This window comes from Bdellovibrio sp. HAGR004 (genome assembly GCF_055397015.1).
In genome coordinates, this window is sequence record NZ_AP029176.1 from 2,709,364 (window position 1) to 2,732,906 (window position 23,543).

Consider the following 23,543-nt stretch of genomic DNA (forward strand, 5'->3'; position numbering starts at 1 on the left):
TGCCCGCTTTTTGTGCAAAAACCCACCTCCACCTCCCCAGTTTCACCTATTCAAGACCCTAAAGTGGGTATAGTCTCAGGAAATATTAAGGAGTCTCCCCATGAAATTGCTATTGGCAGCTACAGCCCTACTCTTCTCTCAGGCCGCTTTGGCCGAAACCATCACCTACAATGTGGAAGGCATGCACTGCGGTTCCTGTGCTCGTGCCATCAAAGCCCAGGTGTGCACGATGGAAGGCCTGGAAAAATGCGATGTTACCGTCGGTAAAGTTGTGATCTCCCCTAAAGCCGGAGTGAGTATTTCTCAAGATCAGATTCAGGCGGCGATTTCCAAGGCTGGTGAGTATAAGATCACCAACTCTACAAAAAGCAAATAAGCTCTTAAGCGAATCACACCTCCGAACACGGGGGTGTGATCAAGAAAAATTGACCACTCTTTCGCCTCTAGGACCATGACCCCAAGACCATTCTTTGTCATAATGGGGACATGCTTACGAACTCCTCCGCACCCATGAAGGGGCGCCTTCTTATCATCGACGACGAATCTGAACTACTTGAGGTCCTTTCCGCCTTACTTGAAGACAGTGCTTCTGAAATTCATCGTGCCAACAACGGAATTGAAGGAATCGACCTTTTGAAGTCCCACCAGTTCGACGCTGTTCTGTCGGACGAAAAGATGCCGAAAAAATCCGGCTTGGACGTGCTGAAATGGATGCGTGAAAACGGCCTGCACATCCCGTTCATCATTCACACGGGCTACGGTCAAAAAGACATGGTCCTTGAAGCCCAGCGCCTGGGGGTTTATGCCTTTATCGACAAACCTTGGGATGAAAACGCCCTGATCACCACGGTGGAGCGCGCCCTGAAAGCTGGGATGGAGCAACAGAAGGCCTAAACCCCTTGTCTCCTGCTGGCCCCTTCCCTCATAATGAGAGCAGCCGAGCCATCAAGAATCTAGTGGCTCTAGAATAGGATACTCTCATGAATAAGCTCTTTTGGATCGACATGGAGATGACCGGTCTTGATGTCGAGAAGGAAGTGATCATCGAAGTGGCGGCCATCGTCACGGATCTAAACTTCAAAGAACTGGCCACTTTTGAAACCGTGGTCAAACAACCGCAAAAATATCTGGACAATATGGATGCCTGGAACACCGAGCACCATAAAAAATCCGGCCTGACAGCCAAGGTGCCGTTCGGTATGGAGCCAGATCAAGTCGAAGCCAAACTGGTGGACATGGTGAAAAAACACTTCCCGGATCCTAACGAGCGCCCCGTTCTTGCTGGGAACTCGATCATGCAGGATCGCCTGTTCATCAACAAGTACATGCCAGATCTGGCTGCCCGCCTGCACTACCGCATGGTGGATGTGTCTTCCTGGAAAGTGATCATCAACAACAAGTTCAAGTACGTCTATCAGAAGTCCAACAAGCACCGCGCCCTGGAAGACATTCGTGAAAGCATCCAGGAACTGCGTCATTATTGCGACAACCTGAAGTTCTAGAAAGTTCAGCGAGCCATGCCTCAGAAAAAATCCACTGAAAATGAATCTGCATTTAAAAACTGGATTAACGAGGCGCTGGTTCGCCGAATGGCCGCGCACATCCAACAGCACTATCCCCATTTCGACTCCAAAGGCTTTACCAAAGTCAGCCATGAACTGCCAAAGCTTGAGATGAAGCCGCGCATGCGCCTGATCTGTGACTTCCTGAAAACTCATCTGCCGGCAGAGTATCCCAAAGCTTTAAAGATTCTTTTGAAAGCAGCCACAAAGCCCAAACCTGGCGTGGATCCCTTAAAAGGTTTTGATCTTTGGGCCTTCACTGAGTTTGTGCAGCGTTATGGTCTGGAGCACTTTGAGGAATCCATGAGTGCTCTGCACACGCTGACACAGAAATTCACGGCCGAGTTTGCTGTCCGACCCTTTATCATCCACGACCAGGAACGCACACTGAAGCAACTGATGTTATGGACCCAGGATCCCAGCGAACATGTGCGCCGCTGGGTTTCAGAAGGCACCCGTCCCCGTCTGCCTTGGGGCGAGCTGCTACGAAGCTTTATTAAGGACCCCAGCCCTGCCCTGGAGCTTTTGGAAGAGCTGAAATACGACGACTCCCTGTACGTCAGAAAATCCGTCGCCAATCACCTCAACGACATCACCAAGGATCATCCCGAACTGGTGATTAAAACTTTGAAGCGCTGGCAGAAGGACTGCCCGAAAGAGCATCAAGAAAAAATCAACTGGATCACTCGTCATGCCCTGCGCACACAAGTCAAAGCGGGCAACCCCAAGGCACTGCAACTTTTGGGTTATCACACTGAAGTCCCCGTCCAGTTGCACGATCTGACCCTGGCGCCCAAAACTGTGAGGACAGGTGAACATCTGGAGCTGAGCTTTAGTCTTTCCAGCCCACAGAATGCCACGGTCGTCGTCGACTATGCGATTCACTATAAAAAATCCAATGGCAGTCATTCCGCCAAAGTGTTCAAGCTTTCAAACAAAGATCTAAAAGCGAAACAGAGAATGGACTTCACCAAGAAGCATTCCTTCCGCCCAGTGACAACGCGGGTCCTTTATCCCGGAGCCCACGTTGTTGAGATTTTTGTAAATGGAAAAAGCTTGGGGAAAGCTTCATTCACGCTCAAATAGATGCGCTTTAGCCAGAAGAGCCAGGAGAGGTGCCCGGCAGGCACCTTTTTCCTAGAGGGTCTTCTGCATTTCTTCGAAGGATTTTAGAAGACTTTTGTAGCGCTCGGTTTTGATTTCAGGATCGGCCAAGGCGACTTCGATGGTCTTTTTGGCTTCGTCTTTATGTTTTAGCTCTTTGTGAATTTCTGCCAACGTTTTCAAGTTGTACAAACGCATATCCGCGCCCAGTTCCACCGCTTTTTCTGCCTGGGGCAAAGCCTTGGCGAAGGCTTTTTGTCGGACATAGTAGCTAGCCAGTTTCATGTAAGGCACATAGCTGCTTGAATCTTCTTTGAGCAGCTTTAACAGCCAAGCTTCTTCTTCTGCGGGCATTTCAGCCTTACGGAAGTAGGAAAGCACCGCCATCACTTCACCGGGACGTTTTTCTGACAGTTTCATGGCTGTCATTTCTTTTTTAAGCTCGGCTTTTGCCATGTTGGCTTCTTCTTTATTTTTTAGAAGATCCGCGGCCGTCATCCACATCGTCAAAACTTCGGCTCTTTCCGCCGGAGCCATGGCGCTGACATCCCAAGCTGCCACCCATTTGACGGTCTCGGTCCTGGAGGCTGCTAAGTTCTTCAGGAACTCGATATGGGTTGCCAACTTTTCCTTCAGCTCCTCCGGCAGTTCCTTTTTATTTCTATCAAGGTAGCCACCCCAATCATTCGCCGCCGTCACCGCCGTGAAACTTTTTGGCTTGGCTTCAGACCATTTTTTAAGAACGGCAAGGTATTCAGTTTCCTTCTTTTCGGATTCGGCCTTATCCGCCCACAAACCCATTTCGGCCATCGCGTAACGATCCGAATCCGAACCCGCCGCTACATACCACTTCACCGCTTTTTCGTAATCCAGGGCATTGTTGGCTTGTTCAGCCAAAGTCAGCATCGCGGACTTGTCACCGGCAGCCGCCAGTTTTTCAAGTTCTTCGTTCGACTTCAGATTCTTTTTCGCTGTCAGAATTCTTTTAGCGAACTCCTCGGCGGGAACGAAATCCAAAGAACGATACAGCTCAGAACCATCCGGCTTTAAAATCAAAACTGTCGGGATCGCTTTAATATCATATTGCTTTCCAAAAGCCTTGTTGGCGCTCATATCGGCGTCCAGTGCCACCAACACAAAATCCTTCGTGGCAGCTTTGAACTTTGCAGTTCCGAACACCTCGGTTTCCAAACGCACACAGGCCGGGCACCAAGGGGCGCCGTAATCCACCAACAGATTTTTCTTGGACTTTAGCGCCAAAGCTTTGGCTGCCTCGAGATCGTTCACGATAAAACCATGATGGTTCTTTTCAAGTTTCGCAGAGGATTTCTGAGGCACCACGGGGGCCTTGGCCGTCACTTTCTTCGCGGCTTCTTGCGCCGGCTTTATCTTCCCGCCCTCAACGATGTACGACATCTTGTGCTCTTCGCAGACAGTTTTTTGGTCATCGCAAACATAGAAGCCCAACTCAAACGCTTCACGCTCTTTGGCGGGTAAAGCAAAGACCAACTGCTGCTCTTCTTTGACTAGCGGAGCAATCTCAGCCCCCTTCATGGCAAAGCTGGCCGGAGCGTCCTTGTTGAAATGAAAGCCTTGTTGGATTGTTCCCAAAATCTTTCCACCTGACACTGCAAAAGAAACCTTGCCGTCAGAAAGACGCGCCCACGACGCAAACGAAAACATCAATGTGAAAACCAGAAAAAGACTCTTCATAGATTCTCCTTACCCGGAAAAACCTATCACGTCTTGCGCTCGTGACAATCCTAAAAACTCCTCCAGATCACAAGAAGCACAAAACTCCCGCATGGCGGGCAGAGCCTAGGACTTAAAATTGAGTTCCGCAGCGCCTGAAAAAAAACGGCGGCAGCACACAGAGAACTGAAAAGAATAAAAAAAGGGAGCCATGACAGGCTCCCTTTCCCGTAGCGGGCGGATTAGTAGCGATAGTGTTCTGGTTTGAACGGACCCTGCGGGCTCATGTGCAAGTATTTAGCTTGCTTGCCAGTCAACTTCGTCAGCTTCACACCCAGTTTGTCCAAGTGCAATGCCGCCACTTTTTCGTCCAAGTGCTTAGGCAAACGGTAAACAGCGATCTCTTGGTATTTGTCGCGGTTGTTGAATAGTTCCATCTGCGCCAACACCTGATTTGTGAAGGAGTTGGACATAACGAAGCTTGGGTGCCCCGTAGCACAGCCCAAGTTCACCAAACGGCCTTTCGCCAGGACGATCACTTGTTTGCCGTTTTTCAAAGTGTGGATGTCCACTTGTGGTTTCACTTCGCGGATTTTGGAATTCTTGTTCAACCAAGCCATGTCGATTTCGATATCGAAGTGACCGATGTTGCACACGATCGCGTTGTTCTTCATTTTAGTGAAGTGCTTTTCAGTGATGATATCGCAGCAGCCAGTTGCTGTTACGAAGATATCACCCAACGGAGCCGCATCTTCCATAGTGGTTACTTCGAAACCTTCCATTGCCGCCTGAAGCGCACAGATTGGATCGATTTCAGTCACAAGAACGCGGGCACCCAACCCACGCAAAGAGTGCGCAGAACCTTTACCCACATCACCGTAACCTGCAACAACGCAGATTTTACCGGCAACCATCACGTCCGTTGCACGCTTGATACCGTCTGCCAAAGATTCACGGCAGCCGTACAAGTTGTCGAATTTGGATTTTGTCACAGAGTCATTGATATTGATCGCAGGAACTTTCAACTTACCTTGTTTCAAAAGAACTTCAAGGTTGTGAACGCCTGTCGTTGTCTCTTCAGAGATACCGATGATCTTCTTCATTTCTTTGGCGAAACGAGGCTCGTGCATCATGTTCGTCAAATCACCACCGTCATCCAGGATCATATTGAAGCCGTCTTTACCCCAACCAACAATCGTCTGTTCGATGCACCAGTTGAATTCTTCTTCAGTCAGACCTTTCCATGCAAAGACCGGGATGCCCGCAGCTGCAATAGCCGCCGCAGCGTGATCCTGAGTGGAGAAGATATTGCAAGAAGACCAGCGGATTTCCGCCCCCAGCTCAACAAGCGTTTCGATCAAAACCGCTGTTTGGATTGTCATGTGAAGGCAACCCGCAATACGCGCGCCTTTCAGCGGCTGCTGTTTTTTGTACTCTTTACGAAGAGCCATCAAACCCGGCATTTCTGTTTCAGCAATCTTGATTTCTTCACGACCCCATTTCGCAAGTTTTGCGAACACTTCAGGGTTTTCCATCGCCTCTTTGCAGACTCTGTAGTCAACAGTAGCGGCCTTAGCAATCGCAGGAGCTTTCATTTTCGCATTCTTCTTCATAGCGGTTTTTCCGTTCGTCGTAGTCAATGACATTGTTTGAAGTCCTTGTTTTAGTTTAATTTTTTAATTTCAAATCTGCTTCAGCTTGCGTGCCTGTCTACACTCCGGCTTCACCGAGTAGTGGCACTCAATCTCTGCCGGCTAAGGCAGAGTCAAAATTTCGTATCCAGTATCTGTCACAAGCACCGTATGTTCAAACTGTGCCGACAATAGACCATCTGCGGTATTGTAGTACTTAATACTGGAGCCCGGAATGTCGAACTCGATGATCTCGTCCGTCCCTTGGTTCACCATCGGTTCGACGGTGATACAGTGGAAAGGCACCAGGCGCTCGCCCTTGCCCTTTTTGCCATAGGATGGGACAAAGGGCTCTTCATGGAATTTGCGTCCCACACCGTGACCACCGATCTCTTTCACGGCCACATATCCCTTGCGGGTCACCAGCTTGTTTGTTTCAAAGCCGATGTCTCCGGTATAGCCGTTGGGACGAATGGCTTCGATACCCACATCGCGGGCCATACGAGCCGTTTCCACCAAGTCCTTGGCTTCATCAGACACATTGCCGATCATGTACATCTTAGAGGTGTCGCCAAAAAAGCCATCAATCCAAGCTGTTACATCCACATTGATGATGTCGCCATCTTTCAGGATTGTTTTGTCATCAGGAACCCCGTGACAGACCACCTCGTTGATGGAGGTGCAAGTGTACTTAGGATAGCCGTGGTAACCCAAACAAGCCGATTTGGCCCCTTTGGTGGCCATAAAATCGAAGCAAAGCTGGTCGATCTCGTTCGTGGTCATGCCAATTTTAATGTATTTATCGAGGTAGGTCAGAGTGTCGGCTGCAATACGGCAGGCAACAGTCATCTTTTTGATTTCTTCCAAAGAAAGCGGCTTAATTCCCATAGGGGATGGTATAGCATAAGCCCCCCCCCCTTGAACAGGCCGAAACGAAAAAACCCAGGATTTGAGCCCTGGGTTTTTTGGTGTTCAACTCAATTTGAGCCTAAGACCTATTTAAGGTGCTTAGAAACCAATTTAGTCATGTCGAACATAGAAACTTGAGTTTTGCCGCCGAAAACTTCTTTCAATTTAGCGTCAGCATTGATGTTTCTTTTGTTCTTAGTGTCTTGAAGGTTGTTCTTCTTGATGTAAGCCCAAAGTTTTTTAACAACTTCAGTGCGTGGAAGTGGAGAAGCACCAACAACTGCTGCCAAAGCTGCAGATGGAGTCAACGCCTTCATGAAAGCTGCGTTTGGTTTACGAGCAGTTTTAGCTTTTTTAGGAGCTGCTGCTTTTTTTGGAGCTGCTTTTTTAGCTGCCTTTGGAGCTGCTTTTTTAGCTGCAGCTTTTTTTGGAGCTGCTTTCTTAGTAGTAGCTTTTTTAGTAGCTTTTGCTTTTGCCATTCGAAATTCCTCCGTTAGGTTTTTAGTCTTGTTTATCTCGAATGAACTTAGTGTGTATCTAAGTCGAGTCGTTTGTCCAAAGGAAAATGCAGGGGAAATCATTTTTTTTGCGCTCAGAGAGCGGAAAAGACCCGATTTTACCCCCTTTTCCCCTCGGAAAACGACTTTCCCCCCTGGGAAAAGCCCCCCCTCCCCCTCTGAAAAAGTCGGTTTTTTACAGGGAAAACACCTTCTGGACTGAGCCATTCCCCTCTCGTGCCGATAAGAAAAGCATGAGTTTTCAGGCAAGCTTTAAGCAAATTCTCAGAGAGAAAATGGGTTCCGAAACCTTCGTGAACGCCTCCGAAGCCAGCCTGCTCAGTGCCGACCCCTCTCACCTTGCGTACTTGATGGGTCAGATCGGCAAGCGCGAATTCAATACTCCACGCGGCCACTACCCACGTCCGACAGTGCGCCCCCAGCGCAAAGCCCACAGTTTTTCCCCTGCGCAAAAAGAGGCTTTTGATTTCCTAAAAAACTGGATCCTGGATCTGTCCGAAGGTTTCACTGCGAACGAATTGAAGAAAGCTTTCCGTCAGGCCGCGCTGGTTCTACACCCAGATCATGGCGGCAACACCCAGCAGTTCATGGCATTGAAAGAGCACTACAACTGCCTTCGCCCCCTTGTTTCACTCTGAAACAATAAACAAGATTACATTGTTGAAATTTCCTTTCGCCTAGAGTTCCTACGCCGATATGGCATAGTGAGAGCAACCAGGAAAAGCGGCATGCAGGATCTACGTTTCACATCCGAAGACGCCTACAAGAAGCGACTGACTTATTTTAAAGTCATCTACTTCCTAGGACTGGCTGTGACCCTCGTCTACCTGCTGAAGTTCAACTATCAGTACGGTGTGAGCCATTACAACGCCATCCTGATCCCGACCTGGGTGACCCTGCTCCTGCTCCCCCCCTTAAGTCTGAAGTTCAGCAAAAACTATCTGCTCTCCGCCTCTATATTATGCGTCATGGCTGCCTTTATCGTCTCGTACTTCCTCTACCTCTCCGGAGGTATAGACGCCCCGGGGATCTTCTGGCTGACGGCCATCCCACTCATCTGCGGAATTCTTATTGGAGTCTCTGGCGCAGTCCTGGGATATACCATCGTCATTCTGGCCCTGCTCTTCTTCTGGTATACACGTGTCAGTGGCTTTGGCCCCAACATCATCGCCCAGTACGGGGACTACAGCGAGGAGAAGCTTTTTAACATCATTCTGTTCCTGCTGTTCTCAGGGTTCAATACTCACTACTACATTCGCGGCGAGAAAAGTCTGATGAAGAATCTGGAAGAAAAGAACATGGACATTGAGAATCTGCTCCGCGTTCTGATCCACGATATCGCCAACACCCTTTCGACCATGACCTACAATCTGGTTAAAGCCAAAGAGGACCGCGAGGAACTCAGCCTGAGCTCTTTGGAACTGGATAAGATCGAGCGCGCCGTGGACGACATCGTCAACCTTTTGGCACAGGTCCGTCACCTGAAGTCTGTCAAAGACGGAAAAGCTGTTATGCCGCTAAGACCGTTGAATCTTACTTTGGTGCTACATGAGGTCTATGAAAACGCGGTCGCTACGGCCCAGCAAAAAGGCATCAAATTGCAATTAGACATCTCACGTGAGCGCATGCCTATCCAAGGGGAAAAGACCATCCTTAGCAATGTCGTGCTTTCCAATCTGATCAACAATGCCATTAAATTCTCCCACCCCGGGGAGCGCATTGAACTGCGCGCGTTCCCCACCGAGTCTGAGGTGGTGATTGAAATCCGGGACTATGGCATCGGCATTCCCAAAGAAATTCTGGCCAACATCTTCAATCTGAATTCCCAAACCACCCGCCCTGGCACTCAAGGCGAAAAAGGCACTGGCTACGGGATGCCTTTGGTGCGGGAGTACCTGCAAATGATGGACGGGACCATCGAGGTCTTCTCCAGCGAAGAGACCAGCTCCTGCGCCTCCAGCGGGACGCGAGTCATCCTGAAACTTCCTCTGACCAAGGTCAGCGATTAAATCGTTTCAAACTAAGACAGCCTAGGCCTCATATTACCAAATAGTACTACTATGGGAGCGTAAACTTCCGATAAGTCTATTATGAAAATTCGGAACGTACTTGCATTCATCGCATTTCTTGCACCCCTATTTACCTTGGCCACCCCAGGCTCCCTGACCTATCAGGGCCGCATCAAGAACTCCCAAGGAGATGCCTTGGAAGTCAACGGGGTTCGCTTTGAATTCACCGTCATGAATCCGACGGGGACCTGCGCCCTTTACCGGGAAACTTCCAGTGCTATCGACATGCGAAACTCTGCCGGGGTTTTTGACGTACCCATCGGCACGGGCACAAAAAACTACCCTGCTGCAGCGGGCTTTAAGCTGCTCGACAGCTTTGACAACACCACCACATTACCCTGTGAAGGGGGCGGTAATTACACCCCCGTGGCCGATGACAAACGTCTTTTACGCGTGCAGTTTCACGACGGCACAGGGTGGAAGCTAATCACTCCCGATAACGAAATCCGCTCTGTCCCGTATGCAGGACATGCCAAAATAGCCCAAAGTGCTCAGCGATTGGGAACGAATGTCGCCGCTGACTTTATTGTTAAAGCATCACTCCCTTTCTGCTCGGCGGGTCAGTATCTGCGCCATATCGCTCCTGCTGGGACCTTTGAATGCACCACTCCGGCCGTTAGCGGCACCGATGTTACCGGAAATATTTCTGGCAGCGCCGCCGGCTTCACAGGAAACCTGAGCGGAGACGTCAGTGGCACTCAAGCTGCCACCAGCGTCGATAAAATCAAAGGTGTTGCCGTGGACATGAGTGGAATTGGTCCCGGCAAAGTGCTGAAGTACGATGGGGCCAAGTGGGCCCCTGCCGATGACCAGGGCACCTCGGGCGCCCTCACGGGTCTTTCTGGCGATGTCACTTCAAGTGGCTCCCCGACCGCAACGGTCACCTTGAGCAACGATGTTGTGACATCCGCAAAAATCGCTGATGGCACTATTATAGACGCTGACATCGCGGCAGGTGCTGCCATTGCTGACAGCAAGCTTGCCTCTATCACAACGGCTGGCAAGGTCTCTGGAAGTGCGATCACTTCAGGTACCATCGGCGGAAGCACCGCCATCAACACCAGTGGCCTGATTCAGACATCCAGCGGACTGCGGGTTTATTCAGGCACCAACTATGTGGAATTGAAAGCGCCGACGTTATCACAGAACACGAGTTACGCACTTCCCGCTGCAGATGGCACCAACGGTCAACTTTTAACCACCAACGGATCGGGCCAGTTGTCCTGGACGACAGTCACCACCAGCGGGGGCACCGTCACCGGCGTCACAGCGTCTGCTCCCCTGGCAAGTTCTGGGGGAACAGCCCCGGTAATTTCGCTCAATGATTCTGGTGTGACAGCGGGAACCTACAGCAAAGTGGTCGTGAATGCGAAAGGCTTGATCACCAGTGGTTCCAATGTCACCGCCACCGACCTTCCAAATCTGGCCGGAGATGTCACGTCCACAGCGGGGCTTAGTAATTCGAAAGTTGAAAAGATTCAAGGGGTCCCCGTGGCAAGCACCACTCCCTCCCTGGGGCAGGTGCTGCTTTATGATTCCAGCAAATGGAATGTTCAGTATCTTGGTTTTGGTGAGCTGCGCTCCACCGTCACTGGCAACACACAACTGCCAGCCTCCTGCTCCACGGCCAATAAAACTTTGAATTGGAGTGCCATCGCAGACACCTTTACTTGCGCGGATATTGCCATTGCGAACACTCAAGTATCCGGACTCGGCACCGCAGCCACAAAAAACTTCGGGACGTCTGCTGGTAACTTAGTAGAACTGGATGGCACCGGAAAAATTCCCGCAGCCTTGCTTCCATCCGTAGGCGACAATCTGGGGAATCACACTGCCACAACTCACCTAAATATGGGTACTTACAACATCACCAGCGCCGGGAAAGTTTATCTTTCGGATGGTGCATGGAATGCTCCCTCTTTGTCTTTTACAAGCAGTCCTTCCACGGGGATTTCCAATTACGGCGGAATCATGAAGTTCACTTCCGGCGGAAATCTGGCCATGGATCTGAGCTCCACTTCATTGAGCTTGAATGGTTCTTTTGGCCCTCTCATGCGCTTGGGCGGAGGATCTTTTACCGCAGCCAATCCTTCCTATTCCTTTGGGGGTTACAGTAGCACTGGAATGTTCCCGGGCACCGGGATGTTGGGTTTTAGTGTCAATGGAACGGAACGCCTTCGCCTGGACAGCAACGGCCTGATTGGCATCGGCACCACCTCCCCCACCCGCAGAATTCACATTGTGGGGGATGGCACTGATTACGGAGATGACCTGTTCATGGAGGGCGTGAACTCCGAAACCGCCATCCCGCAGATCAATCTGGCCCGATCCCGTGGCACCACCACGACTCGCAATCCTGCTCTGGCCAATGACACCATCGGGATTCTGGCCTTCCGGGGTTATGACGGAGCCTCTCACTCTTACAGTGCACGTATTACGTCTTCGGCGGAAACAGACTTCAACACTGCTGTGAATGGCAATATCCGCTTCTTCACCGCAACCGCAGGAACCGACACTGAAAAGGTGCGTATCACCAGTAGTGGAAACGTGGGGATTGGCACCTCCACCCCTCTTTCCACCATACACTTGAAATCCCCGGACGCGGATCTGACGATGGATGGAGACACTCCCTTTGTCGTGCAGAGATCCACCACATACCCAACCAGTGGAACTGAAGTTGCCGGCGTCGCCTATAAGTCTGAGTCCTCGACTCCCTCAACGAACCTTTGGCCTCCACAGGCGAATATCAGCTTCAAGGCCACGGAAAATCACATCGCAGCAGCCCAGGGAACCGCCATCAGTTTTTCAACCACACCCAATGGAGCAACGGTTCGACAAGAGCGCATGAAGATTGATTCCGGCGGTGACGTTACTGTGATGGGAAAAATGTTTGGTGCCGTGAAGGACACTTCAGGAAACTCTCTGCGGGCCTGTGTCGGCGAGTCGCCTACCGGAGGCTGGGTCTTTTATACTTTAAATCCTCCAGGAGTCCCCGTCTGTGGTGCTTACAAGGATGTTTCCACGACTGCTTGCGGTTTTAGCTCCATCTTTAATTACTTCCCAACACTCAATGCTGGAGGAAGCCATTGGCTTTCAGCCGGGGTCACATCGATCTATGCCGCAACTCCCACCAGCTTTAGAGTCTACGTAGGTGTCTTCGGCACCTTTGACAGCACCACTTGCAATGCCTCAGCCCTAATTCACAACACTTCAAATTTTTCAGTCAAATGGATGGGCGTGGGACAGTGATAGGCTCACACTACAGAAGATGAATCCAGCCGAGCAGATGCAGAATTAAAAATAACATCGGTGGCGCCAAAGTCATCAAGGCTCGTTTCCGGAAGCCCGGGTTGGAAATCGCCGCTATGAGCGCAAACTTCGAGACGTAACTTGCCAGCAAAGAAGTCTCGATCAGACGCTCGTATTGGGCTCCGTCGATTTTATCCGCGGCCAGAAGCTGGGACGTGGAAATCAATGAACCGTGCACCTCAAACAGCGAGATGATAAACGTCAGAAGCATCAATCCCTGTCCACCGGCCCACTCTTGCACAATTTTGGAGGCCGCCAGAATCAGCACGATGAAAACTGTGAGTTTTAGCGAGGATTTTACATCCAAAATGTCCTCGGTCCCAGCCATTGCAGGATGAGGCTGACGCGATTTGCGTCTCCACAACAGCGCAATCAACATTACCGTGATCAAACCCAAGATGGCGAAGTGAAGTCCTACCAGCTCGAAGGCCTCCAGGCCCCCGGCACTGATCAACACCCCCGCTTGAATCAACATGGCCAGAATAGCACTTTGCAAGGCCGCCATCCGCAATGTTTGAGACCCGTTGGCTTCGTGACTTTCCTTCGCCAAATTCACCGTAGTGGCCGTACTGGAAAGTATACCGCCTAAAAATCCGGTCATGATGATTCCCGCTCTAGGTCCCACCCACAAAGTCAGCACCTCACCTGCAACCGGCAAGGCCGAAAGGGCAAAGAACATAAAAAGAATCTTCTGTGGACGGAAGAGTCCCCAAGGGTCCACCGGATCCGGTGGCACAAGTTTGGAAGCAACAAAAAGAAAGAGCAGGAATAACCCTGCTCTCACCCACTGATTTTTCATCAGGCCTTACACCATTTTGAAGCGAACACGTTTTGGACCGGCATTTTCGCCCAAACGGCGTTTGCGATCTTCTTCGTATTCGGTGAAGTTGCCTGGGTAGAACTCAATTTTTGAATCCCCTTCAAAAGCCATGATGTGCGTACAGACGCGATCCAGGAACCAACGATCGTGCGAAATCACCACGGCAGATCCACCGAACTCAAGCAGCGCTTCTTCCAGTGCACGCATGGTGTTTACGTCCAGGTCATTCGTCGGCTCATCCAGAAGCAACAAGTTCGCGCCTTGTTTCAGAATCTTAGCCATATTCACGCGGTTTCTTTCACCCCCGGACAACTGACCAACTTTTTTCTGCTGGTCAGAACCCGAGAAGTTGAACCAGGACACATACTGACGAGCATTGATTTCACGCGTGCCCAACTGGATCACGTCGGCCCCACCGGAAAGCTCTTCATAGATCGTTTTATTAGGATCCAGAGTTTCACGAGTTTGATCAACGTAAGCGATCTTAACCGTGTCACCGACTTTGAAAGTGCCCCCATCAGGCTGTTCTTTGCCCGTGATCATACGGAACAACGTGGATTTACCCACCCCATTCGGCCCGATCACACCCACGATAGCCCCTTTAGGAATCGTGAAGCTGACATCATCCAGAAGAACTTTGTGGTTGTACGCCTTGGTGATGTTTTTTGCTTCGACAACGATATCACCCAAACGAGGTCCTGGTGGGATGTAGATAGACATCTCCTGGATCTTCTCAGGAGAAGCTTCTTTCAACAGGTTTTCATAGTTGGAAATACGTGCCTTGGATTTCGCCTGACGAGCCTTCGCCCCCTGACGGATCCAGTCCAACTCGCGCTCCAAAGTGCGCGCCTTGCGAGCCTGATCTTTGGCTTCGTTCGCCTGGCGTTTGTCTTTTTGCTCAAGCCAGCTTGTGTAGTTTCCTTTCCAAGGGATGCCTTCACCACGATCCAATTCAAGGATCCAGCCAGCCACGTTATCCAGGAAGTAACGATCATGCGTCACCGCGATGACAGTTCCCGGGAACTTGGACAGATATTGTTCAAGCCAAGCCACGGATTCCGCATCCAGGTGATTCGTCGGTTCGTCCAAAAGCAGGATATCTGGTTCAGACATGATCAAGCGGGCCAAAGCCACACGGCGCTTTTCCCCCCCGGAAAGGTTTGTCACCGGGGAATCCCCGTCTGGACAGCGAAGAGCGTCCATGACGATTTCGATCTTTTGATCGACGTCCCAAGCCCCCAAAGCCTCCAGTTTTTCCTGAAGCACACCCTGTTTTTCGATCAGTTTGTTCATTTCATCCGGATCCAGATCCGGGTCAGAGAACTTGTCGTTGATCGCGTTGTATTCTTTCATCACTTTCGGAAGTTCGCCCATGCCTGCGAAGATGTTTTCTTTCACAGTCAGGGTTTCATCCAATTGCGGTTCTTGCTCGAAGTAACCGACTTTCATTGTTTTGGAAGGAAACGCTTCACCCAGGAAGTCCTTGTCCACACCTGCCATAATTCTAAGCAAAGTGGATTTACCAGAACCGTTCAGACCCAAAACGCCGATCTTAGCGCCATAGAAGTAAGAAAGATAAATATCCTTCAACACATATCTTTGTGGAGGATATACTTTACTTACGCCCTTCATTGTGTAGATAATCTCTTGAGACATGATGTCACACTCCTAAAAAGACCGTTTTCGGCAATGGTATTAATATACGCGAAGTAATCTACCAGCCCAAAAACGCTTGTCAAATGGAGTTCCATTTATCAGACTATCGGCCCCAGTGCAGGACGCGCTTTCAGATAGAAAAATCGGATTTCCGGTTTAAAAAGTGAGCGAACAGCTTAAAATAACGGATAGAAACTAGCATTTAATGAGTGGCAGCAACCTAGAACGGCAGCAAAATTTGAATACTGACACGCCGAATTCACCGGAGAAACCGGAGAAGCGTGAGACGTCGTCCAAAAAGTCCCTGTTCGGAAATCTGAACTCAGAGCTGAAACACGCCCTCAATGCCTGGGAAACCCTGACCGAAGAGGCTGCCAACAAAGTCTCTCCGGACGAAGAACAGCTGCAGGAAGTCAAACGCCTGTTGGGTGAGCTTAAATCCAAACTGAATCAGTTCGACGAGTAACTCGCCTCCTTTTTTGAACCTTGTTTTCATGCAAACTCTATATTATTTAGCGCCTCTCCTCTTCGAGTTGGTCAATACTAGCGCAAATTTCATAAGAAGGGATTTGTATGCGTTTTGTACCAGCAGTTCTTTTTGTTCTTTCCTTGATCAGCTCAACATCTCACGCAACGGTTGATGCCAACACCCGCGTAGCACTCGTAGTACAAGATATCCAATCAGAAGGCACTGAACCTGATGCGTTCTTTATCGAGCGCGCTCCTATTATCGGATGCTACGGTTTGCCTCAAGGACCGGCTTTGCAGCAGTGGACAGCTGAATATAAAGTGCCAACAAATGTCGGCTGCGGCGGCAACCACGTTAAAGTAAATATCAACGCTCTGACTTGCGCCAAGGTCGTGAGCGCCAAAGAAGCTCCGGACTATATGTCATTTTCAGAAATCACTCTCGACATCTCCAGATGCAGCACTAAACACAATCCCGGCTTCATCAAAGCCGTTCGCGCGTCAGCAAAAATCAACTTCCCCCAATCCAACAAAAAGAAGGTCGTGAAACTAAATCTGATCAAATAAATCGAAGATTTCAACCTGAGGCCGGCACATCGTCATGCTTGGCAAGTTTTGACTGGGGCTTGGGGATGTTTGAAGCGGCAGGGGCCTTTGCCGGCGCCACGACGGCGCGAACCGCCGAAGGCGGCGACAACCGAGCCCGGATGGCGCACCCCAGAGCTTCAGACAGCCCCAAGACCCAGCCAAAACCCCGGGCTTAAGATCTCTTGTCGTGCTTGCTGCCCCCCAGGCATTCGGGACTGACGAAGTTCAAGGTGTCTTTTTGAGCTTCCCATTCTTTCGGAGTCAGGGCTTTTTGAGTCAGCGCATGCAGACCTGTCTGAAGTTCAGACTTTAAAAGTTCATTCACCAGCCTTTGACGGTCGATGCGGGATTTGCCTTCGAAGACCTCCGAAACCACCAAAACCTTAAAGTGAGTCTCACTGTTGGGTGGGACTGAGTGCATGTGACTTTCGTTTTCCACCCCCAGCTCCAGCGGAGCCAGGGATTGACTTAAAATATCACGAATTCTTTGTTCTCGAGATGACATGGACCTAGTGATTTCTTTTGTCGATTTTGGACTTGATCAGATCAATGCCCATTTTAGCCATGGCAAAGACACCTTTTTCTTCCAACTTCTTTTCCACGTCCTTGGCTTTGCGCAAAGCTTTTGCTGCCGCGACCTGCGCCAGAGGATTTCCCACCGGCAGACCTTCAAACTGCCCGTCTTTCACCCACCCATCGGCCACAGAGTCCGCCAATTCCATGACTTTGGGAGCCTTCTGACGGATCATCTCACTGCCGTAGAAATCCAGATGAATCTTCTGCGGTTCTTCCGATTTTGTATATTCCGGAGTTTCTTCCGCAAAGACCGGCGCTCCTTCAGAAATCATGTCCTTGGCTTCCAGAACAGTCTCTTGTGCCTTGACGCCTTCGTTCTGAGCTTCCGTGTTGATTTCCTGAGCTTCCTCCATCGTCACAGCAGCTTCGGCTTGAATTTCCTCGGCATCAGCCATGATCTCTTGCGTCTGCGCCTCATGATGAGGGCGACGTTTTTTGGAATGTTGGTGCTTCTTTTTTCCGTCGTAATCTTTGATCTCTGGCATGACACTTCCTTTTAAACAAATCCCAGCATTTCGCGGGTCACAAAATCATAATCGGATTTTACCGGAGATTTTCCGGCAAAAAGACTTTTTCCAGAACGCACGGTGTTTTTCACCTCGGAAGAAGTTCGAATATACCCCTTCATCAGAGAATCTTCAAAAGACTCAATGCACTTTTGTAAAAGCTCATGACTGAAGTTCTCACGACCGTCAAACTTGGTAAAGAGAACTTTCTTTTTAAACCCAAGACCGAAGTCCGCCTTAATATCCTCAAGCTCGCTTAAGTTCTTTTGCAACCCCAAAAACGCAAACTTATCCGGGTTCACCGGCAAAATGACCTCGTCCGAAGCCACGGTCACAGCGGTATTGGTGGCGCTCAGTGCGGGGGCGGTATCAATCAAAATCAAATCGTAGCGGTGTCTGATTTTTTCTAACGGGGCCTTCACAGCCTGAGCCCAGTTGCGATTGGAGTTCAAAAGGACACGATCCAGCACTGAGTTATTCAAACTGGACGGAATCAGGTCGACGTGCGGCTCAACAAAGCGAACACACTCTTCGATGTTCTTTTTCTTTTCGACCACATCCACCCACACCGGAAGACTTTCGTCCTCAACTCCCAGGGCGAAACTCAGGTTTGCCTGCTGATCCAGATCAATGAACAACACACGTGCGCCGTACATAGCCGCACGCAAACCCATGTTCAGAACTGACGTGGTCTTGGCCACCCCACCCTTCAGCATCTGGATGGAAATCACCTTCTGAGGATATTTATAACCCTCCGCCAACAGCAGAGTGCGGACCTCTTCCGGAAGAAGCCATGGGGATTTCAATTTCTTTTGCAGAACCACTTCAGCCTTGGCCTTCACTTGATTGGGAGCCAGCTCCATGAAGGAGGCTAAATCGCTGAGAGTGATGCAAAACTCTTGTTGCGCCAAAGTGGACATGAAAGACCTCCATCAGTCCCTCAAGCGTACAAGCGAGTTTTTGCCTTGAAAACACGCAGCGCACCAACCTGACCCTTCTCGTTATCAGGGTTCGGGAGCGCCCTCCAAATGCTGGGCTTCGTAGCGAAGAAGAGAGCGCATTTCTTCGATATCAAATTTGTAGGACCAAAGTAATTGCTCTCGCATTCGCTGAATTTGCAAGCGTTGCTCGGCACTTAGAGGACGCAGGGACTCGGCCATATGGACCAAGTGCAGATCCACCTCGCGCTTAAAGTCCCCATAATCCGTGTCATCTTCCTTGTCTAAAAACTCTAGAAATTCATCAATACTGGGGTTCATAGATCACCTCACCCCTCTCATTTTGCCAAAGCCGCCAGTCCCTGCACCACCTTGCTGCCCCATATTGCCAACAATCACCCCCCGGGCTAGACTGGCTCCCCAAGACACAAATACCTCCTGAAGGAGCTCCCGTGAATCTGCCGATTTTGGCACAAAGTCCGAAATGGATTGCAATTGATAAACCCGCCGGCGTCTCTGTTCACAACGAAGCCAATGATGTTTTGCACCTTCTGCATCGCCAGCTCGGTGTCCCCTTGGACAAATTGCACCTGGTTCATCGCCTGGACAAAGAAACCAGCGGCGTCCTCTTGGTCGCCAAAGACACCACCACCGCCGGAAAAATGGCCGAGCAGTTTCAGAACCATCTGACTGAGAAAACTTATTACGCTGTTTTGCGCGGAAGTCTGCCCTTCAGCTCCGACTGGCTGGAATGGAATCAGCCTTTAAGTGACAAAGCCGAAGGGCGAAAGAACCCCCAGGGTATGAGCAAGGATCGTGTTCCCGCACAAACCCGGTATCGCATCACCCAAGCCAATAAGTACTTTTCACTGGCGGAAGTTCGCCTGCTAACCGGACGCCAGCACCAGATTCGCAAGCACTCGGCCTTGGCCAAACACGCTATTCTTGGTGACTCCCGATATGGGGATCCAAAGTACAATGAACGCATGGCGGGAATCTATCAGACCTCTCGCATGTTCCTGCATGCCGCAAAATTAGTGATCACTTTTGAGGGGGCCACCTTAACTTTTGAAGCCCCTTTGCCGGAAGAGTTCTTGAGACTAGTCCACCAGTGATGTCGGCAGGGCCCTGAAGATCGCACTGAGCATTTCAGCGCCCGCCTCTGGCACCACCTTATCCACTGTATTGCGATGGGCAACGGGCGCCACTTTCAAATTCGACGTGTAATACCCCAGAGCCATGGCATGCGGCCCATAAATCGGCACGATCAGCTCTTGCAAGCCTGTGTCCGGTGGCAACACCGAAGCCGCCGACTCCACCAGTCCGTCCATCGGCGAGGCTTCCTCCGCAAATCTGTAACTGGGGGTTTTTAAAAAGCCTTCCCACAAACTGCGATGAGTCACCCCATCCAAGCCTTCGGGCACGGCGGGCATGCTAAGCCACTTCATATTCGGAAAAAGGCGTTGAACAGTCTTGGGATCATGACCTTGCCAAGGGTCCTCAGCCAATGAGGAAATACCCTCTTTGGTCTCGGATCGCCCCGTCACCGTCAGTGTGGTTTTTACGAACCGTGGAATCAGACCTTTGCTTTCCATCACATAGTTCGCAACAAACGACGGACGAATCACTCCAGCCAGGGACACCATCAGCTTCACTTTTTCACGTTCTTGCAACGGCAGGGATTCACCGTGATTCAGGAAGAAGGTGATAAAATCAGCGACACCTTTACTGGCGGCCACCAACACAACTTTCTTCAGCCTTGGCAAGCGCTGCGCCAGCATCCGCTTTAGCATCACGGCATTGTAATCACTGCCAAGCTCAGCATCGACCCTCAGCATTTCAGATGCAAATCCCATCCGCCGCAGTTCTTCGGCGGCCCTTTGGATCAAAGCGGCGTTCTTGCTTTTTTCCCCACCAATGCCCAACACCAGATACACCCCAATGTCTTGGCGTTGATCTTGGGGGATGGTGGCCAAAGAATCAGGATATGTTCTATGAATGTCGCGAGTGGTTTCGATAATACGCTTACGCATCTCGCCCTTGGACGCATCCTTGTCACGAATCAGATTTACAAAGACATCGCGGGAAACCGCCAGACCATTGTGATAGGCCACGTGGCGGGCATATTTTAACAAATCCAGTTCCCCTTCGCCGGAATAGTGTGTCGGTAGCGGCGAAACGACCTTCTTGCCGCAAGCTCCTCCACTGACGAAAATGCCCCAACATTGCCTTATTTCCCAAGGAGCATCGGCTCTGACAGAAATTTTATTCCAATCTATATTCACCACATGACTGTCCCGGGCCATCAGGCGGTTGACCCGAAACTGGCGCAGAAATTTAGATTCGGCATTGTATTCCAGATGAGAAGCTTTGCTGGTCAGATAAGGCTGAAAGACCGGGGGGATTTCATGCCAGCCTGTTTCCGGTAAGTTCAGCTGGGGCATCGCTGCACTCACGGTTTGACTTAATAACATCGTCGCCATCAATGTTTTCAGATTCCAAATCTTCATACTGCTTTACCAGAAAGAGCGTCTCACAATGAGACACTCTTTGCTACCGCCTCCATAGGGCTTTTAAAACTGCGAAGACGGTGCCAGACAAAATCCTGACGGCAATCAAATGAACGAGGTTTTACTGATGAAGACTTGTTGAACGCCTTGACAGCGGGACGTTTGCAGCGCCTGTTGTTTCAACGGCGCTTGCGAACGGTGATTTATTTTTTGGTGTTACTTCCAAGCTTGCTATCAAGTTTGGACAGGAAACTTGCCACAAGATCTTCGCGTTCTTGCCCGACCACAGGGCGCGCCCCCATGGGGAACTCGGTGTAAAGCTCTTTGGGAAGCTCTAACAGGAATCGCGACGGCGCCACAGGTTTTACAACCCCATTGCGCTTGCGCTGCTGACAGCGGGACATCACCAGACGTTTCTTGGCGCGAGTCACACCGACATAGAACAGCCGGCGCTCTTCATCGATGTCCGATCCCAGATTTTTATGCGGCAGAAGGTCTTCTTCCAGGCCAGCCAGAATCACCACCGGGAACTCCAGTCCCTTCGAGGCATGCAAGGTCATCAGTTGAACTTTATTTTCCAGCTCTTCTTCGGACAGATCATCACGCAGAAGCATTGAGTCCACAAAGGACTTGATGCATTCCACATCATAAGAACGACGACCCAGATAAGAATCCAGAATACGGCCTAAAATTTCGACCACCATCCATTTTTTTTCGGCACTGGTCGGATCCGCCGCGGTCCCATAAACGTACTCGCGATAACCGATATCCTGGAAGATCTGCACCATCTTGGCCCCCGGCGAAGACCCCACCTGGAAATCCAAAATATTCTTGGGAAGATTTTCAATGAACAACATCAGGTCTTCAATCGCAGCACCGGCTTTGTCCTGCACGCCTGCTTCTTGCCAGAAACGGCACGCATCAACGAAATTGATGCGTTTTTTCAAAGCAAACTCACCGAGCTTTTCAATCGTGGTGTCACCGATTCCGCGTGAAGGGACATTGATGATACGACGAAGAGACACTTCATTCGGAGCCAGGGCCTGCTTCAGGTAAGCCATCAGATCCTTGATCTCACGACGATCAAAGATCGAAGTTCCGCCCGAAATATGGTAAGGAATGTTCGCCCGGCGCAATGAGGATTCAATCAGCCCCCCTTGCGTGTTGGAACGATAAAGCACGGCCATGTCCTTGTAGGTATGGCCCTGCCTTTGGAAATTCAAAATTTCACTGACGACGAACTCACACTCGTCTTCTTCCCGCTCCAGAATAAACAGCTCTGGCTTCTGACCAGTGTCTTCTGCGACCTGCGGACGCAGGATTTTTCCGTGACGATTCTTGTTTTTGGAAATTGCGGCGTTAGCCACGGCCAGAATTTCTGCAGAAGAACGATAGTTGCGTTCAAGCTTGATCACTTCACAGGGCGTGAATTCCTGCGGGAAGTTCAGAATATTCTTCACCTCCGCCCCACGCCAGCCGTAAATGGACTGATCATCGTCACCCACCACAGCAATGTTGTTGTGGCTTTTTACAATCTGAGCAATCAAATCCATCTGCAGGCGGTTGGTGTCCTGAAACTCATCAACCATGACCTGCGTGAACATCCCCTGCACTTTCTCCAGAATGTCGGGGTTTTCTTTAAACAAGGTGATGGGCTTGATCAGAAGGCCCTCAAAATCCACCACACCCAGATGTTCCAGGCGCTTGGTGAACTTCGGCGTCAGCACTTCGACCATCTCATGGTATTCATCAAAAGCTTCCGTCTGCGGGGCCATGCCCGTACGACGATCATTGATCATGTTCAAGATCTTGTCGGCATCAAACTTATCTTTGCCGGAATTTTTGATGTCTTTGATCAGGTCTTTAACAATGGAATTGCAATCGCTTTGATCGACAATGCCAAAATACGGAGAAAGTCCCGCATGCTTGTGGAACCGACGCAGAATCTGCAATCCGAAGGAGTGAAAAGTACCGGCCCACATACCCGTGCCGGAGCTGCCCAGTTTGGCCCCCACGCGATGCTTCAGCTCGCGCGCGGCTTTGTTGGTAAAAGTCAGCACGCAGATTTCCTGAGCCTGTGCCACACGCTCGGAAATCAGTCGCCCGGTTCTGGAAACCAGAACTGTTGTCTTGCCTGAACCGGCCCCCGCCAAAATTAACAAAGGCCCGAAGTTGTGCTTCACGGCCTTTTGTTGTTCGGGGTTGAGCCCCTTAAACCAATCCATTAATTTTTATTCTTTCAAAAACTACTGACGATTGTGGATCAAAGTACGAACTTCGTCTTCAAACACAACTTCAATTTTATCAGTCAATGCATCCTTGATGAAACCCATACCGAACTTAGGATGTTGAAGCTTGGTGTTCTTTTCGAACTTGCCCTTCATATTGTAAGTCGCGGTGGCTGCGTTTTCATTCGCCATCAGCATTTCGTATTCGTTGCGGTGGCTGGATTTACGTGAACTCATTGTCTGCTCGCGCTTTTTCGCAGCGGCACCAGTCAATGGCTTGCCTGTCTTCGTCTGAGCTTTAGGAAGAGAATACGTCTTTTGAGAGCCACAGATTTCGCATTTGATTTTTGCGGAAGTCGCTGAAGTGTGAGCCAAAACAACGTGGTATCTATCAGCATCACATTTTTTACAGAACGCAAAAAAGGATTTCGCGACGGGTGGCAGGGTATTCATCGACAT

24 protein-coding genes are annotated in these 23,543 nt (G+C 50.2%); 11 read left to right on the forward strand and 13 right to left on the reverse strand.

Features of this window, described 5'->3' with window-relative positions; translation table 11 throughout:
* Positions 1-100: 100 nt before the first annotated feature.
* The 4 genes from ACZ5ZV_RS13565 (at position 101) to ACZ5ZV_RS13580 (ending at position 2,648) form a co-directional block, all read left to right on the forward strand.
* Positions 101-376, forward strand: a complete 276-nt coding sequence (locus tag ACZ5ZV_RS13565; protein WP_464117613.1) for a heavy-metal-associated domain-containing protein — start codon at positions 101-103, stop codon at positions 374-376.
* Positions 377-486: 110 nt separating this feature from the next.
* Positions 487-894 (forward strand): response regulator, encoded by a 408-nt coding sequence (locus ACZ5ZV_RS13570; protein ID WP_464117614.1) that lies wholly within the window; start codon positions 487-489, stop codon positions 892-894.
* Positions 895-980: 86 nt separating this feature from the next.
* Positions 981-1,502 (forward strand): oligoribonuclease, encoded by a 522-nt coding sequence (gene orn, locus ACZ5ZV_RS13575; protein WP_464117615.1) that lies wholly within the window; start codon positions 981-983, stop codon positions 1,500-1,502.
* Positions 1,503-1,517: 15 nt separating this feature from the next.
* Positions 1,518-2,648, forward strand: coding sequence for a DNA alkylation repair protein (locus ACZ5ZV_RS13580; RefSeq protein WP_464117616.1), 1,131 nt, complete (start codon positions 1,518-1,520; stop codon positions 2,646-2,648).
* A 51-nt stretch (positions 2,649-2,699) separates the two neighbouring features.
* Here the strand turns inward: ACZ5ZV_RS13580 and ACZ5ZV_RS13585 are convergent, their stop codons facing one another.
* The 4 genes from ACZ5ZV_RS13585 to ACZ5ZV_RS13600 all read right to left on the reverse strand — a co-directional run bounded on the left by ACZ5ZV_RS13585 (position 2,700) and on the right by ACZ5ZV_RS13600 (position 7,377).
* Complete coding sequence (locus ACZ5ZV_RS13585) at positions 2,700-4,379, reverse strand: thioredoxin family protein (RefSeq protein ID WP_464117617.1); 1,680 nt, start codon at positions 4,377-4,379, stop codon at positions 2,700-2,702.
* Positions 4,380-4,600: 221 nt separating this feature from the next.
* Complete coding sequence (gene ahcY, locus ACZ5ZV_RS13590) at positions 4,601-6,004, reverse strand: adenosylhomocysteinase (protein WP_464117618.1); 1,404 nt, start codon at positions 6,002-6,004, stop codon at positions 4,601-4,603.
* Between the two features lie 108 nt (positions 6,005-6,112).
* A complete protein-coding gene (gene map, locus ACZ5ZV_RS13595; protein ID WP_464117619.1) occupies positions 6,113-6,877 on the reverse strand; it encodes a type I methionyl aminopeptidase in 765 nt (254 codons plus the stop codon).
* 107 nt (positions 6,878-6,984) lie between these two features.
* Positions 6,985-7,377 carry an SWIB/MDM2 domain-containing protein gene (locus ACZ5ZV_RS13600; RefSeq protein WP_464117620.1) on the reverse strand — a complete coding sequence of 131 codons (393 nt, stop codon included), beginning with the start codon at positions 7,375-7,377 and terminating at the stop codon, positions 6,985-6,987.
* 272 nt (positions 7,378-7,649) lie between these two features.
* Here ACZ5ZV_RS13600 and ACZ5ZV_RS13605 point away from each other — a divergent pair, with 272 nt between their 5' ends.
* The 3 genes from ACZ5ZV_RS13605 (at position 7,650) to ACZ5ZV_RS13615 (ending at position 12,734) form a co-directional block, all read left to right on the forward strand.
* Positions 7,650-8,054 (forward strand): J domain-containing protein, encoded by a 405-nt coding sequence (locus ACZ5ZV_RS13605; protein ID WP_464117621.1) that lies wholly within the window; start codon positions 7,650-7,652, stop codon positions 8,052-8,054.
* Positions 8,055-8,144: 90 nt separating this feature from the next.
* Positions 8,145-9,425 (forward strand): sensor histidine kinase, encoded by a 1,281-nt coding sequence (locus ACZ5ZV_RS13610; protein WP_464117622.1) that lies wholly within the window; start codon positions 8,145-8,147, stop codon positions 9,423-9,425.
* Positions 9,426-9,506: 81 nt separating this feature from the next.
* Positions 9,507-12,734 carry a beta strand repeat-containing protein gene (locus ACZ5ZV_RS13615; RefSeq protein ID WP_464117623.1) on the forward strand — a complete coding sequence of 1,076 codons (3,228 nt, stop codon included), beginning with the start codon at positions 9,507-9,509 and terminating at the stop codon, positions 12,732-12,734.
* A gap of 10 nt (positions 12,735-12,744) precedes the next feature.
* Here ACZ5ZV_RS13615 and ACZ5ZV_RS13620 read toward each other — a convergent pair whose 3' ends face one another.
* A complete protein-coding gene (locus ACZ5ZV_RS13620) occupies positions 12,745-13,593 on the reverse strand; it encodes a DUF4010 domain-containing protein (protein ID WP_464117624.1) in 849 nt (282 codons plus the stop codon).
* Positions 13,594-13,599: 6 nt separating this feature from the next.
* On the reverse strand, positions 13,600-15,270 hold the full coding sequence (gene ettA, locus ACZ5ZV_RS13625) for an energy-dependent translational throttle protein EttA (RefSeq protein ID WP_464117625.1): 1,671 nt from the start codon (positions 15,268-15,270) through the stop codon (positions 13,600-13,602).
* Between the two features lie 238 nt (positions 15,271-15,508).
* Between ettA and ACZ5ZV_RS13630 the strand changes: the two genes are divergently transcribed.
* From ACZ5ZV_RS13630 to ACZ5ZV_RS13640, 3 genes are all read left to right on the forward strand, one after another.
* Positions 15,509-15,736, forward strand: a complete 228-nt coding sequence (locus ACZ5ZV_RS13630) for a hypothetical protein (protein WP_464117626.1) — start codon at positions 15,509-15,511, stop codon at positions 15,734-15,736.
* A gap of 107 nt (positions 15,737-15,843) precedes the next feature.
* A complete protein-coding gene (locus ACZ5ZV_RS13635) occupies positions 15,844-16,305 on the forward strand; it encodes a hypothetical protein (protein WP_464117627.1) in 462 nt (153 codons plus the stop codon).
* Between the two features lie 38 nt (positions 16,306-16,343).
* The gene (locus tag ACZ5ZV_RS13640; RefSeq protein ID WP_464117628.1) at positions 16,344-16,502 is read left to right on the forward strand and encodes a hypothetical protein; all 159 of its coding nucleotides are present in this window, start codon (positions 16,344-16,346) and stop codon (positions 16,500-16,502) included.
* Here ACZ5ZV_RS13640 and ACZ5ZV_RS13645 read toward each other — a convergent pair.
* The 4 genes from ACZ5ZV_RS13645 to ACZ5ZV_RS13660 all read right to left on the reverse strand — a co-directional run bounded on the left by ACZ5ZV_RS13645 (position 16,499) and on the right by ACZ5ZV_RS13660 (position 18,667).
* Positions 16,499-16,831 (reverse strand): BolA family protein, encoded by a 333-nt coding sequence (locus ACZ5ZV_RS13645; RefSeq protein WP_464117630.1) that lies wholly within the window; start codon positions 16,829-16,831, stop codon positions 16,499-16,501. The genes ACZ5ZV_RS13640 and ACZ5ZV_RS13645 overlap by 4 nt on opposite strands.
* 4 nt (positions 16,832-16,835) lie before the next feature.
* Positions 16,836-17,387: a hypothetical protein gene (locus tag ACZ5ZV_RS13650; RefSeq protein ID WP_464117632.1), complete on the reverse strand. Its 552-nt coding sequence runs from the start codon at positions 17,385-17,387 to the stop codon at positions 16,836-16,838.
* 11 nt (positions 17,388-17,398) lie between these two features.
* Positions 17,399-18,328: a ParA family protein gene (locus ACZ5ZV_RS13655; protein WP_464117633.1), complete on the reverse strand. Its 930-nt coding sequence runs from the start codon at positions 18,326-18,328 to the stop codon at positions 17,399-17,401.
* A gap of 84 nt (positions 18,329-18,412) precedes the next feature.
* Positions 18,413-18,667: a hypothetical protein gene (locus ACZ5ZV_RS13660; RefSeq protein WP_464117634.1), complete on the reverse strand. Its 255-nt coding sequence runs from the start codon at positions 18,665-18,667 to the stop codon at positions 18,413-18,415.
* 131 nt (positions 18,668-18,798) lie between these two features.
* Here ACZ5ZV_RS13660 and ACZ5ZV_RS13665 point away from each other — a divergent pair, with 131 nt between their 5' ends.
* The gene (locus ACZ5ZV_RS13665; RefSeq protein ID WP_464117635.1) at positions 18,799-19,461 is read left to right on the forward strand and encodes an RluA family pseudouridine synthase; all 663 of its coding nucleotides are present in this window, start codon (positions 18,799-18,801) and stop codon (positions 19,459-19,461) included.
* Here the strand turns inward: ACZ5ZV_RS13665 and ACZ5ZV_RS13670 are convergent.
* The 3 genes from ACZ5ZV_RS13670 to ACZ5ZV_RS13680 all read right to left on the reverse strand — a co-directional run bounded on the left by ACZ5ZV_RS13670 (position 19,447) and on the right by ACZ5ZV_RS13680 (position 23,543).
* Complete coding sequence (locus ACZ5ZV_RS13670) at positions 19,447-20,856, reverse strand: hypothetical protein (RefSeq protein WP_464117636.1); 1,410 nt, start codon at positions 20,854-20,856, stop codon at positions 19,447-19,449. The genes ACZ5ZV_RS13665 and ACZ5ZV_RS13670 overlap by 15 nt on opposite strands.
* 203 nt (positions 20,857-21,059) lie before the next feature.
* Positions 21,060-23,081 (reverse strand): ATP-dependent helicase, encoded by a 2,022-nt coding sequence (locus ACZ5ZV_RS13675; RefSeq protein WP_464117638.1) that lies wholly within the window; start codon positions 23,079-23,081, stop codon positions 21,060-21,062.
* 21 nt (positions 23,082-23,102) lie between these two features.
* Positions 23,103-23,543, reverse strand: a complete 441-nt coding sequence (locus tag ACZ5ZV_RS13680; RefSeq protein WP_464117639.1) for a hypothetical protein — start codon at positions 23,541-23,543, stop codon at positions 23,103-23,105.